General features: G+C 70.9%; 14 protein-coding genes. 10 read left to right on the top strand and 4 right to left on the bottom strand.

Annotation, left to right across the window (positions count from 1 at the left end; genetic code table 11):
- Position 1 precedes the first annotated feature (1 nt).
- The 5 genes from ASF88_RS08225 (at position 2) to ASF88_RS08205 (ending at position 4,895) form a co-directional block, all read left to right on the top strand.
- Positions 2 to 1,210: a PucR family transcriptional regulator gene (locus ASF88_RS08225; RefSeq protein ID WP_055916246.1), complete on the top strand. Its 1,209-nt coding sequence runs from the start codon at positions 2 to 4 to the stop codon at positions 1,208 to 1,210.
- Between the two features lie 94 nt (positions 1,211 to 1,304).
- A complete protein-coding gene (locus ASF88_RS08220) occupies positions 1,305 to 2,225 on the top strand; it encodes an ACP S-malonyltransferase (RefSeq protein WP_055916244.1) in 921 nt (306 codons plus the stop codon).
- An 11-nt stretch (positions 2,226 to 2,236) separates the two neighbouring features.
- On the top strand, positions 2,237 to 3,241 hold the full coding sequence (locus ASF88_RS08215; RefSeq protein ID WP_055916242.1) for a beta-ketoacyl-ACP synthase III: 1,005 nt from the start codon (positions 2,237 to 2,239) through the stop codon (positions 3,239 to 3,241).
- Between the two features lie 55 nt (positions 3,242 to 3,296).
- Positions 3,297 to 3,548 (top strand): acyl carrier protein, encoded by a 252-nt coding sequence (locus tag ASF88_RS08210; RefSeq protein WP_021765217.1) that lies wholly within the window; start codon positions 3,297 to 3,299, stop codon positions 3,546 to 3,548.
- Positions 3,549 to 3,659: 111 nt separating this feature from the next.
- Positions 3,660 to 4,895 carry a beta-ketoacyl-[acyl-carrier-protein] synthase family protein gene (locus ASF88_RS08205; RefSeq protein WP_055916240.1) on the top strand — a complete coding sequence of 412 codons (1,236 nt, stop codon included), beginning with the start codon at positions 3,660 to 3,662 and terminating at the stop codon, positions 4,893 to 4,895.
- A gap of 104 nt (positions 4,896 to 4,999) precedes the next feature.
- On the opposite strand, the gene ASF88_RS08200 is transcribed toward ASF88_RS08205, so the two are convergent.
- On the bottom strand, positions 5,000 to 5,503 hold the full coding sequence (locus ASF88_RS08200; RefSeq protein ID WP_055916238.1) for a DUF3145 domain-containing protein: 504 nt from the start codon (positions 5,501 to 5,503) through the stop codon (positions 5,000 to 5,002).
- 167 nt (positions 5,504 to 5,670) lie between these two features.
- Between ASF88_RS08200 and ASF88_RS08195 the strand changes: the two genes are divergently transcribed.
- Positions 5,671 to 6,234 (top strand): PadR family transcriptional regulator, encoded by a 564-nt coding sequence (locus ASF88_RS08195; RefSeq protein WP_055916236.1) that lies wholly within the window; start codon positions 5,671 to 5,673, stop codon positions 6,232 to 6,234.
- Positions 6,235 to 6,250: 16 nt separating this feature from the next.
- Here the strand turns inward: ASF88_RS08195 and ASF88_RS08190 are convergent, their stop codons facing one another.
- Positions 6,251 to 7,093, bottom strand: coding sequence for a DUF1684 domain-containing protein (locus ASF88_RS08190; protein ID WP_055916927.1), 843 nt, complete (start codon positions 7,091 to 7,093; stop codon positions 6,251 to 6,253).
- Positions 7,094 to 7,169: 76 nt separating this feature from the next.
- Positions 7,170 to 8,855 carry a bifunctional 3'-5' exonuclease/DNA polymerase gene (locus tag ASF88_RS08185; RefSeq protein WP_055916235.1) on the bottom strand — a complete coding sequence of 562 codons (1,686 nt, stop codon included), beginning with the start codon at positions 8,853 to 8,855 and terminating at the stop codon, positions 7,170 to 7,172.
- A gap of 105 nt (positions 8,856 to 8,960) precedes the next feature.
- On the opposite strand from ASF88_RS08185, the gene ASF88_RS08180 reads away from it, so the two are divergent.
- A complete protein-coding gene (locus ASF88_RS08180) occupies positions 8,961 to 9,296 on the top strand; it encodes a hypothetical protein (protein ID WP_055916233.1) in 336 nt (111 codons plus the stop codon).
- A 36-nt stretch (positions 9,297 to 9,332) separates the two neighbouring features.
- Here ASF88_RS08180 and ASF88_RS08175 read toward each other — a convergent pair whose 3' ends face one another.
- Positions 9,333 to 9,791, bottom strand: a complete 459-nt coding sequence (locus tag ASF88_RS08175) for an NUDIX domain-containing protein (RefSeq protein WP_055916231.1) — start codon at positions 9,789 to 9,791, stop codon at positions 9,333 to 9,335.
- Positions 9,792 to 9,852: 61 nt separating this feature from the next.
- On the opposite strand from ASF88_RS08175, the gene ASF88_RS08170 reads away from it, so the two are divergent.
- The 3 genes from ASF88_RS08170 to ASF88_RS08160 are packed head-to-tail and all read left to right on the top strand — an operon-like array spanning position 9,853 to position 11,486.
- Positions 9,853 to 10,563, top strand: a complete 711-nt coding sequence (locus ASF88_RS08170; RefSeq protein WP_055916229.1) for a potassium channel family protein — start codon at positions 9,853 to 9,855, stop codon at positions 10,561 to 10,563.
- Positions 10,563 to 11,039, top strand: a complete 477-nt coding sequence (locus tag ASF88_RS08165; RefSeq protein WP_055916227.1) for an NUDIX domain-containing protein — start codon at positions 10,563 to 10,565, stop codon at positions 11,037 to 11,039. Before ASF88_RS08170 ends, ASF88_RS08165 begins: the two co-directional genes overlap by 1 nt.
- 60 nt (positions 11,040 to 11,099) lie before the next feature.
- The gene (locus ASF88_RS08160; RefSeq protein WP_055916225.1) at positions 11,100 to 11,486 is read left to right on the top strand and encodes a hypothetical protein; all 387 of its coding nucleotides are present in this window, start codon (positions 11,100 to 11,102) and stop codon (positions 11,484 to 11,486) included.
- Positions 11,487 to 11,522 lie beyond the last annotated feature (36 nt).

Raw genomic sequence — 11,522 nt, 5'->3', positions numbered from 1 at the left:
CGTGCCGACGACACCGGAGAGGACGAAGTCCGAGACGCTTGCGTGGCTGCGCAAGATCTCGGGCGAACTCGCCACGACCACGCTGAAGCGGCTGGAGGACACGCTCCCCTGGTACCGGGACATGCCCCCCGGCCGCCGCAGCGCGGTCGGTCTGGTCGCCCAGGCGGGCATCTCGTCGTTCATCTCCTGGTTCGACGACCCGCGCTCGACGCCCTGGATCGCTGCCGACGTCTTCGGGGCGGCTCCTCGTGAGCTGCTCCGGAGCGTCAGCCTGCAGCAGACCCTCCAGCTCATCAAGATCACCGTGGAGGTGGTCGAGGAGCGGGTGAAGAGCGGCGGCAACGAGGCGCTCAAGGAGGCCATCCTCCTCTACTCGCGCGAGATCGCCTTCGCCGCGGCCGACGTGTACGCGCGCGCCGCCGAGGCGCGCGGCCTGTGGGACGCACGTCTGGAGGCGCTGGTCGTCGACAGCATCCTCACCGGCGAGTACGACGACGAGCTGCCGAGCCGGATCGCCGCGCTCGGCTGGCACGGCCACGGCGAGGTCAGCGTCCTGGTCGGCACCGCGCCCAAGATGCTCGACGTCGACCAACTGCGCCGTACCGCGCGGCACATGTCGGCCGACGTGCTGATCGGCGTGCAGGGCAGCAGGCTCGTGCTCGTGATCGGTCGCGCCATCCCGAGCGACAGCGCCCCGGAGGACGCGATCGGCACGGCGCCGATGATCAGCTTCCTCGAGATCGCACAGCAGCTCGAGCCGGGTTTCGGCCCCGGCCACCTGGTGCTCGGCCACGAGGTCGCGAGCCTGGTGGACGCCTCCAAGAGCGCCAAGGCCGCTCTGGCCGGGTTCGCGGTGGCCAAGGCGTGGCGCAACTGCCCGCGTCCCGTGCACGCCGACGACCTGCTGCCCGAGCGGGCGCTCGCGGGCGACGGCCTCGCGCGGGCCACGCTGATCAGCCGCATCTACCGGCCGCTGCAGGGCTACTCCACCGAGCTGCTCACGACACTGTGGTGCTACCTCGACAACGGTCGGTCGCTGGAGGCCACGGCACGCGAGCTGTTCGTGCACCCCAACACCGTGCGGTACCGCCTCAAGCGCGTGTCCGAGGTGATCGGCTGGGACGCGACCGGCGCCCGGGAGGCTCTCATCCTCCAGGCGGCCCTGATCGTCGGCTCGATCAACGAGCCGGACGCCCCGCGCCGGCACTGACGTGCACCGCGCTGTAGACATTCACAAAGCATCCGAGAATAGTTCGTACCTATCCGACACATCCGCTCGGCGGAAGATTGGCAGACTTGAACCCGTGATCGTCATCGTGTGCCCGGGACAGGGCTCCCAGACCCCCGGCTTCCTCGACCCGTGGCTCACCGAACCGTCGTTCCGCGAGCAGTTGACCGGCATCTCCGACGCCGTCGGCATGGACCTCGTCGCCCACGGCACCGTGAGCGACGCCGACACCATCCGCGACACCGCGGTGGCCCAGCCGCTCATCGTCTCGGCGGGTCTGCTGACGCTGTCCGCCCTCCTCGCCGACGGCCGTCGCGAGAAGATCGGCGGCATCGCCGGACACTCGGTCGGCGAGCTGACGGCCGCGGCCGGCGCCGGTGTGCTCTCCGAGACCGACGCCGTCGCCTTCGTGCGCGAGCGCGGGGCGGCGATGGCCCGTGCAGCCGCGGAGGCCCGCACCGGCATGAGCGCCGTCATCGGCGCCGACGAGGCCGAGCTCCTCGCGACGCTGGACTCGCTGGGGCTCTCCCCCGCCAACTACAACGGCGGCGGCCAGATCGTCGTCGCGGGCGACCTCGACGCCCTCGCAGCACTGGCGGAGCAGCCCCCCGCACGCGCCAGGGTCATCCCGCTCCAGGTGGCCGGGGCCTTCCACACGCGCTACATGGCGTCGGCTGTTCCCCCGCTCGAGGCCTTCGCCGCCACGCTGAGCACGAACGACCCGACACTCCGGCTCTGGACGAACAAGGACGGCTCGGAGGTCACCGACGGCGCCGAGTTCCTCCGCCTCCTCGTCGGCCAGGTCTCGTCGCCGGTCCGCTGGGACCTCGACATGCAAGCCTTCCAGGACGCCGGCGTGACCGGCATCATCGAGGTCGCCCCGGCCGGCGCGCTGGTGGGCCTCGCCAAGCGCGGCCTGAAGGGTGTTCCCGCCGTCGCGGTCAAGACGCCCGACGACCTGCCCGCCGCATTCGACCTCATCGACCAGGCCGCCTAGGAGAGAATCCGATGACCCACCCCACTCTGCAGCAGTCCCACGGTCCGCAGTACACCCGCATCCTCTCGATCGGCGCCGCGCGCGGCGACCTGATCGTGCCGAACGACGACCTCGTCGGCCCGATCGACTCGTCCGACGAGTGGATCCGTCAGCGCACCGGCATCATCACCCGCACGCGTGCCAGCCACGACATCGGCGCCGTCGACCTCGCTACCGAGGCGTCGAAGGAGGCCATCGCGAAGTCGGGCGTCGACCCGAAGCTGATCGACGCGGTCATCGTCGCGACGATCTCGAACCCGCGGCAGACCCCGTCGCTGGCCGCCGTGCTCGCCGACAACGTCGGCGCCAACCCGGCCGCGGCCTACGACATGAACGCGGCCTGCGCCGGATACGCCTACGCAGTGGCCCAGGCGGACGCGCTCATCCGCACCGGCCAGGCGCACTACGCCCTGGTCGTCGGCGCAGAGAAGCTCTCGGACGTCGTCGACCCGACCGACCGCACCATCTCCTTCCTGCTCGGCGACGGCGCGGGCGCCGTGGTGATCGGCCCGAGCGAGTACCCCGGCATCGCCAAGACCGTCTGGGGCTCCGACGGCTCCAAGGCCGGCGCGGTCGGGATGGGCAGCACGCTCACCGAGTTCCGCGACGGCGAGGCCCCGTGGCCCACGCTGCGCCAAGACGGCCAGACGGTCTTCCGCTGGGCGGTCTGGGAGATGGCCAAGGTCGCCAAGCAGGCGCTGGACGCCGCCGGCGTCACGCCTGACCAGCTCGCGGCCTTCATCCCGCACCAGGCGAACATGCGCATCGTCGACGAGTTCGCCAAGCAGCTGAAGCTGCCGGAGACCGTCGCGATCGCCCGCGACATCGAGACGACGGGCAACACGTCCGCGGCCTCCATCCCGCTGGCGACGCACCGGCTCCTCCAGGAGCACCCCGAACTGTCCGGCGGCCTCGCGCTCCAGATCGGCTTCGGCGCCGGTCTGGTCTTCGGCGCGCAGGTCGTCGTGCTCCCCTAGGGCCTGCCCTAGACTGATCAACGGTCAAAACGACACCCCTCAAGGAGAAAACACCATGGCATTGTCCACCGAAGAAGTTCTTGCCGGCCTGGCCGAGCTCATCAACGACGAGACCGGCATCGCGACCGACACGGTTGAGCTGGACAAGTCGTTCACCGACGACCTCGACATCGACTCGATCTCGATGATGACCATCGTGGTCAACGCCGAGGACAAGTTCGACGTCAAGATCCCGGACGAAGAGGTCAAGAACCTCAAGACCGTCGGCGACGCCGTCGAGTTCATCGTCAAGGCGCAGGACGCCTAAGCACCGCAAGAAACTTCCTCCGCGCGGGCGGTCCTCCCCCGGGGTTCCGCCCGCGTCGGCGGCAGCGTCGTGCGCGCTTAGCCGTCATCCCTACTACCCGGAGTTGCCGTTATGACCAAGAAGATCGTCGTCACCGGCGTGGGCGCATCCTCCCCGCTCGGTGGCACCGCCCCGGAGAGCTGGGCCGGCCTGCTGGCCGGAACGTCCGGCGCTCGCAGCCTCACTCACGACTGGGTGGCAGAGCTCGAGCTGCCCGTCACGTTCGCCGCGGAGGCGCTCGTGCGCCCCGACACCGTCCTCGAGCGACCGGTCGCGAAGCGTCTCGACCCGTCCAGCCAGTTCGCGCTGGTCTCCGCGATGGAGGCCTGGGCCGACGCCGGCTCGCCGGAGGTCGCCCCCGAGCGCCTCGGCGTCGACTATGCGACCGGCATCGGCGGTGTCTGGACCCTCCTCGACGCGTGGGACACCCTGCGCGAGCGCGGCCCGCGTCGCGTCCTGCCGATGACGGTCCCGATGCTCATGCCCAACGCGGCCTCCGCCGCCGTGTCGATGCACTTCGAGGCCCGCGCGTTCGCGCGCACCGTGGCCTCCGCGTGCGCGTCGAGCACCGAGTCGCTCGTCAACGCCTACGAGCATCTCCAGGCCGGTCTGGCCGACGTCGTGATCGCCGGAGGCACCGAGTCGGCGATCCACCCGATCACCATCGCGTCGTTCGCGTCGATGCAGGCGCTGTCGCGCCGCAACGACGACCCGGCAACGGCCTCCCGCCCCTACAGCGTCGACCGCGACGGTTTCGTGATGGGCGAAGGCGCCGCCAGCCTCGTCCTCGAGACCGAGGAGCACGCGCTCGCGCGCGGCGCCCACATCTACGCCGAGATCGTGGGCGGAGGCGTGACGGCCGACTCGTACCACATCACCGCCAACGACCCGGAGGGCCGCGGCGCCAGCCGTGCCGTCCGGCTCGCCCTCGAGCAGGCCGGCGCCTCGCCCGACGAGGTCACGCACATCAACGCGCACGCCACCAGCACGCCCGTCGGCGACCCCTCGGAGTACGTCGCTCTGCGCGAGGTCTTCGGCGAAAGGGTGCACGACATCCCCGTGTCGGCGACGAAGGCGTCGACCGGCCACCTGCTCGGTGGCACGGGCGCCCTGGAGGCTGTGTTCACCATCTTCGCGCTGCGCGACCGCATCGCGCCGCCGACGATCAACATCACCGAGATGGATCCGGCGATCCCGCTCAAGGTGTCCGGCGAGCCGCAGCCGCTCGGCGACGCGCCCCAGCTCGCGATCAGCAACTCGTTCGGGTTCGGCGGGCACAACGCCGTCGTTGCGATCCGCTCCGTCTGAGGCGCACCCGCACAGCGAGAAGGAGGGCCCCGGTCGATCGACCGGGGCCCTCCTTCGTTCACCGCGTGCGGGCGGCAGAGCCAGGCCCGCCGCGGGAGTCGTCGTCAGCCGACCTTGTGCAGCCAGATGACGGAGGTGTCGTCGTGGGCGCGCCGGAACGGCTCCAGCTCGTCGTCCCACGCCTGCCCGAGCGCCAGCCGCAGTTCGCGGTGGAGTTCGAGCGGGTTCGGGCCCGCGACCTCCATCGCGTAGCGGATGCGGTCCTCGGGCACGACAGTGTTGCCGGCCGTGTCGGTCTGCACGAAGAAGATGCCGAGATCGGGCGTGTGCATCCAGCGGCCGCCGTCGGTGCCGAGACCGGCGTCCTCGGTGACCTCATAGCGCAGGTGCTCCCACCCGCGGAGCGCCGTCGCGAGACGTGCGCCTGTGCCCTGGGGCCCGTCCCAGAAGAACTCGGTGCGCTGAGCGCCCCTGAGCACCGGCTGCGTCTCCCACGTGAAGTTGACGGCGCGACCGAGAGCGCGTCCTGCCGCCCACTCGATGTGAGGGCAGAGCGCGCTAGGAGAGGAGTGCACGTAAAGCACTCCTCGGGCTGCGTGAGCCGTCATGGTTTCCTCCGTTCATCGGTACGTCTTCCCCTACGACCGCGAACGTGATCCATGACATCTATGAAGTTGGCTACGGCGATTATGCCCGACAACGCGCCCGAGTTACAAGATTGTGATTCGGCGATTCCTCCGCGCCAACGGGCGATGAGCGGAATAGCATACCGAGTATGTCGGTCCAGTATGGTTTCCTCGCGGTGCTGACCCAGGGCCCCGCCTACGGCTCGCAGCTCCAGAACGAGTTCCTCCTGCGTGCGGCGAACCGCCGCCAGCTCAATGCCGGGCAGGTGTATTCCACCCTCGATCGGATGAGCGAGCAGGGCCTGATCGAGTCGGCGGGCGAGACCGACGACGGCCTCCCGCTCTACCGTCTCACCGAGTCAGGGGCGCGGGAGGCGAGGACCTGGCTCACGGCCGGCCCCGCCGACGCGCGACCGGATTGGGACGAGATGCAGGACCAGGTGCTCGTCGCCGCGTCGATCGACGGCGCCGATGCTCCGGCGGTGGTGGCCGACTATCGTGCCGCGTTCGCCGAGCGGATCCGCGAACTCACCCATGATGCGGATTCGCGTGCCGTGCTCGCCGCGAACCGCGCCGCCGAACTCGGAGCGCGGGCCGCCATCGAATGGCTCGATGAGGTCGCGGCCGCGCTCTCCGCGCATCCCGGAGCCCTTGCGCAGCCACGCTGCCCCGAGCGCCCGCGCCGCGGGCGCAAGCCCGCCGCGGTCGACTGAATCGACCGCAGGGAGGTCAGTGGAGGAGCGTGCCGTCCGCGGCCAGCACGTTCTTCTCCCCGGCCTCGATCGGCACCGTGAAGCGGTTCTGGGCCGGCGGCAGCGGGCAGTTGAAGTTGTAGCTGAACGCGCACGGCGGCAGCACGGCGAGGTTGAAGTCGAGCGTGACCGTGCCGTCCTCGTTCGGGACGACGAACAGGAAGCGGCCGACGGAGTAGGTGCTCTCGCCGTTGGTGGAGTCGGCGAAGACCAGCTGCAGCGCGCGCCCGGCCTTGAATGCGGCGAGGTTGTAGTCGACGCCGTCCTTCGTGAACGTGATCTCGCCCGGGATGACCATGTCGCGGGTGGCGCCGTCGTCTTTGAGGTGCTCGAAGCCGACCGTCTTGCCGCCCTCGATCGCCGTGAACTTCGCGGTGATGATCCACTCGGGGTTGAACGGGAACGCGTCGATCGAACCGAAGCGCTGGATGTCGTCCGACTGCGCGTCCCACACGCGGAGGGCGTAGTCGCCCTGTTCGCTGGCGATCACGAAACCGGTGACGGTGTCGCTGAAGCGCACCGCCGACGGGTTCGGGTCGTCTTTGCCGCGGACGATCGCGGAGCCGTCGACCAGCACTTCGTCGACGAAGATGTTGTCGGTGGCGGCGGCCGTCACCCGGAGGCCGGACTCGCCGGCGGGAAGCGGAGACCAGAGACCGGGGATTCCCCAGACGGGCTGCTCGGAGGCCGGGTCGCCCGTGATCCATTGCGTGTTGACCAGCGCCAGGTTGCCCTGCGGGGCGGTGACGGCCTGCTCGCGGCGTGCGTGGTAGCGGGCGAGGACCGCGTCGGGATCGGCGGGGGCTGCGGTGTCGGTCATGGTCTCCATCCTCTGTCAGATCGGTAGCGACAACCAAGCGCGACACTCCCCCATTCCCGGCCGACCTCCGTCGTCGTCACTTCGCCTCGCCGTAGCTGTCGACGATCGCTGCCGTCACCGGGAAATCGACAGGGAAGCCTCCGAAGAGCAGCCGGCCGGCCAGGGCCGCCGACTCGGTGACGGCCGCCGCGACGGCGTCGGCCGATTCGGCGGGTGCGTGCACGATGACCTCGTCGTGCAGGAAGTAGACGAGGTGCGGCCCCGCCGTCAGCGACTCGCCCGCAGGGGTCAGTTCGGCGAGCCGATTCCTCAGCTCGGCCATCCAGCACAGCGCCCATTCCGCGGCGCTCGCCTGCACCACGAAGTTGCGCGTGAACCGGCCCCAGTCGCGCGCCTGGGACCGCGCGCGGCGCTCGTCCGCGGGTGTCGACTCCGCCCCGGAGGCCGCCGACTGCGAGTTCCTCCAGCCGGCCCCGGGAGGCGGCGAGCTGCGGCCGAGCCGCGAGGTGACGACGCCGCCGTTCTCCCCGGTGCGCGCGGCGTCCTCCACCAGGCGCACGGCGCGCGGGAAGGCGCGAGCGAGCCGGGGCATCAGCCGGCCGCTGTCGCCCGTCGTCGCGCCGTACATCGCTCCCAGCATGGCGACCTTGGCCTGAGCGCGCTCGGCGACGGCGCCGGTGGCGACGATGCCCGCGTAGAGATCGCGGCCCCGCCCGGCCGCCGCCATGGCGGTGTCGCCGGCCAAGCCGGTCAGGATGCGCGGCTCGAGCTGAGCGGCGTCCGCCACGACGAGTTTCCAGCCCGGGTCTGCCACCACCGCGCCGCGCACCTCCTTGGGAAGCTGCAGGGCACCGCCGCCGCGTGTGGCCCAGCGGCCGGTGACGACTCCGCCCGGGAGGTAGTCGGGGCGGAACCGCCCGTCGGCCACCCAGGTGTCGAGCCAGACCCAGCCGTTCGCCGAGTACAAGCGCGACAGCTTCTTGTAGCGCAGCAGCGGAGGGATGGCGGGGTGATCGAGCTCGCGCAGCTCCCACGACCGCGTGGAGGTCGCCATCAGCCCGGCGCGCTGGAGGGCTTTGAGCACCTCCGGCGGGCTGTCCGGATTCAGGCCGGGCGTCTCGAGCAGGTCGCGTAGCCGCGTCACCAGCTCCTCCATGATCGCGGGCCGGCCGTACCGCGGGCGCGGGCCGAGCAGCTGCGTGAGCAGCGCGTCGTGCCGCTCGACGCTGTACGGGAGGCCGGCGTGCCGCATCTCGGCGGCGATCAGCGCACCGGCCGACTCCGCAGCCAGCAGCAGGCGGAGGCGCCCGGGCTCGGTGCTCGTGGCCGCGGCGTCCTGCTGGGCGGCGAACTCCGCGGCCGCCGACGGCAGGGCCGCCGTCTGCGCGCGGGTCGTCGTCGAATCGGCGGCGTCGAGGTCGAACAGCGTCGCCGACGTCGGCACCGGCGCCTCCTCGAGGTGGGCGGCGTCATCCCACGACCCTGGAGGCGCGAGCGCCAGGCCCGAGCGCGCACTCAGCGTCGACGCGCGCAGGATCGCGTGGCTGAGCCGGAGGTCGACGCAGCGTTCGACGCGCACGCCGGCGCGCAGCAGCGGCGGGTACCAGGTGCGGGTGTCGCTCCAGACCCACCGCGGACGCGCTGCGACCTCCTCGGCGCGGACGAGCTCGGGAAGCTCGGCCTCCTCGATCTCGACAGCGTCGCGGTCGTGCCGGATCACGGCGACCCGGCCGGGCGCGGCTCGCTCGAGGAGGATGTGCACCCTCCGATTCTCGCCGCAGCCGGCGACACTCTCCGAATCGGCGGAGGAGCGCTATAGTGAGCAACACTCATTTCGTGACGATGCCGACCCGAAAGGCGATTCGCGATGACCGAATACCTGCACGACTCCCAGGGCGTCTGGATCGCTTTCCGGACCGGACCGCGGGCGCGCTACCTGTTCAATCCGGACGGCGATTGGATCGGCTGGTTCCCCTGGGGCGACGATGACGCCGTGACACCCGGCGGAGCCTATCTCGGCACCGTGCACGGCGACCGTCTGTTCACCGACGCCGGCCACCCGTACCGCGGCGACCCGGGCTACCCAGGAGCGCCCGGCTATCCGGGAGCCGCACCGTACCCGGGCGCGGGGACGTACTCCGGCCTGCCCTCGGCGTGCGACGACGTGCCGAGCAACCTCCTCTGGCCGCGCATCGCGTCCTGAGGGCCTCGGCCGGCCGGTAGCGTCACCCGGTTACCATCACCCGGCCAGCGCCGTCAGCCGCGAGCGCAGCTCCGGCCACGCAGCGCCGAACCCCGGGTGCAGCGGGAGGCCGGTGACATCGGGCACGGCCACCCAGCGCAGTTCGATGCTCTCGACATCGGCCATGTGCGGCTCGAAGGTCCGCACCGCCTGGGCGACCACGGTCGTGTACGACCAGAATCCGAGGTCGAGCACGCTCGTGAAGAGCACCTCCACGGCGTCCGCCGGCACTGCGGCCTCCTCGGCCGCCTCGCGCAGAGCGCCCTCGACGGCGGTCTCGCCCTCGTGGCGGGCGCCGCCCGGGAGGCCCCAGGTGCCCCCGAAGTGGCTCCAGTCGGCACGGTGCTGAAGCAGCACGCCGCGACGCAGATCGTGCACGAGCAGCCCCGCGGCGCCGAAGCGGCCCCAGAACCGTTCGCCGTTCGGACCTTCCACCCATGCGTCGCCGGAGTTCACGTCTCCACGTTAGCCGCCCGTCCGGGGTGCTGACGCCGTGTGTCGGTCCTAATGTGTTGCAATGACACTCGAACGTTGGCGCCACCTCACCGAGTGGCCGCTCACCGCCGCTGCAGCGGTGTTCCTCGTCGCCTACGCCTGGGAGGTCATCGCCAACCTCCACGGCACCCAGCTCATCGTCGCCGAGACCATCATCTGGGTGACCTGGTGCGTGTTCCTGCTCGACTACGCCGTCTGCCTCGCGCTGGCCCCGCACCGGTGGCGCTGGTTCTACACCCATCTGTTCGACCTCGCGATCGTCGTGCTGCCCATGCTGCGGCCGCTTCGTCTGCTGCGCCTGGTGACGATCCTGGCGATCCTCCAGCGCAGCGCGGGCACGGCGTTCCGCGGCCGGGTGCTCGTGTACGTCGCCGGCGCGGGCAGCCTCCTGGTCTTCACGGCGGCGCTCGCTGCGCTCGACGCGGAGCGCGGCGTCCCGCACTCGCACATCGAGACGTTCCCCCAAGCGGTCTGGTGGGCCTTCGAAACGATCTCGACGGTCGGCTACGGCGACTACACGCCGGTCACCGACGTCGGTCGGCTGGTGGCGGTCGGCCTCATGATCGGAGGGATCGCGACGCTCGGCATTGTGACCGCGACCCTCGCCTCCTGGATCGTCGACCGGGTCGCCCAGACCGAGATCGACACCCGGTCGGCGACCCGCGGTCAGATCCGCGAGCTGTCGGCCCAGGTCGCCGAGCTCAAGGCGCTGCTCGAGAAGAAGTCGGCCTGATGCCGCAGCGCAGCGCGGCGGTGCTCCTGCACCGCGACACCGGGAACGGCCGCGAGGTGTGGATCGCGCACATGGGAGGCCCGTTCTGGGCGCGCAAGGAGGAAGGCGCGTGGACGCTGCCCAAGGGACTCGTGGAGGCGGACGACACCGACGAGCTCGCGGCGGCCCGGCGCGAGTTCGCCGAGGAGATGGGCACGCCCTCCCCCATGGCCGACTACATCGGGCTGGGCGAGTTCCGCGCCTCGTCGAAGACGTTCGTCGTGTTCGCCGCAGAAACGGACTTCGGGCCGATCGAACTGGCCAGCAACACGTTCGAGCTGGAGTGGCCGCCGCGCTCGGGGACGATGAAGGAGTTCCCCGAGGTGGACGCCGCCGGCTGGTACCCGATCGAGGACGCGCGCACGAAGCTGGCGAAAGGACAGCGGCCCATTCTGGACGCACTGCTCCGCCACCTCCACCCGATCGAAGATCGGTAGCGCGCAGCGGGCACCTCCGGACGTATCGTTGGCTGCACGTGCGGGACGAAGGAGGAGCAGGTGGCGAAGAAGAAGGCAGAGAAGGACGCCGAGAAGGCGCTGATCGCCGCGCGGGCCGCGGTCGACGAGGCCCAGCGCCTGGTCAAGAAGCTCGACAAGAAGACCCGCAAAGAGGCGGACGAACTGGCTGCGGCGCTGGAGCAGGCCGCGAAGGACGCCAAGAAGGCCGCTCAGCGCGCTCGCAAGACGGCCGAGCATGCGGCGAAGGACGCCAAGGAGAAGGCGCAGACCGCCCGGGAGAGGGCGCGCACCGCCGCCTCCGTGCCCGCTGCGAGCACCGGTATCCCGACGTTCCGCGACCTGCGCGACCGGGCCAAGTCGCAAGGCATCCAGGGCTACTCGCGGATGAACAAGGCGCAGCTCCTCCATGCGCTCGGCGAAGGGTAGGACGTGACGCCCGACGACGCGCTGTTCACCGGCCGG

Source organism: Leifsonia sp. Leaf336 (genome assembly GCF_001423695.1).
Taxonomy (GTDB): Bacteria; Actinomycetota; Actinomycetes; order Actinomycetales; family Microbacteriaceae; genus Leifsonia.
The sequence above is the reverse complement of the archived record's forward strand: the minus strand, read 5'-3'. Positions and strand labels throughout refer to the sequence as shown.

Excerpts from the sequence above, each read along its gene's own strand:
- ASF88_RS08215 (WP_055916242.1), top strand. The coding sequence starts at position 2,237 with ATGACCCACCCCACTCTGCAGCAGTCCCACGGTCCGCAGTACACCCGC.
- ASF88_RS08210 (WP_021765217.1), top strand. The coding sequence starts at position 3,297 with ATGGCATTGTCCACCGAAGAAGTTCTTGCCGGCCTGGCCGAGCTCATC.
- ASF88_RS08205 (WP_055916240.1), top strand. The coding sequence starts at position 3,660 with ATGACCAAGAAGATCGTCGTCACCGGCGTGGGCGCATCCTCCCCGCTC.
- ASF88_RS08200 (WP_055916238.1), bottom strand. The coding sequence starts at position 5,503 with ATGACGGCTCACGCAGCCCGAGGAGTGCTTTACGTGCACTCCTCTCCT.
- ASF88_RS08195 (WP_055916236.1), top strand. The coding sequence starts at position 5,671 with ATGTCGGTCCAGTATGGTTTCCTCGCGGTGCTGACCCAGGGCCCCGCC.
- ASF88_RS08190 (WP_055916927.1), bottom strand. The coding sequence starts at position 7,093 with ATGACCGACACCGCAGCCCCCGCCGATCCCGACGCGGTCCTCGCCCGC.
- ASF88_RS08180 (WP_055916233.1), top strand. The coding sequence starts at position 8,961 with ATGACCGAATACCTGCACGACTCCCAGGGCGTCTGGATCGCTTTCCGG.
- ASF88_RS08170 (WP_055916229.1), top strand. The coding sequence starts at position 9,853 with ATGACACTCGAACGTTGGCGCCACCTCACCGAGTGGCCGCTCACCGCC.
- ASF88_RS08165 (WP_055916227.1), top strand. The coding sequence starts at position 10,563 with ATGCCGCAGCGCAGCGCGGCGGTGCTCCTGCACCGCGACACCGGGAAC.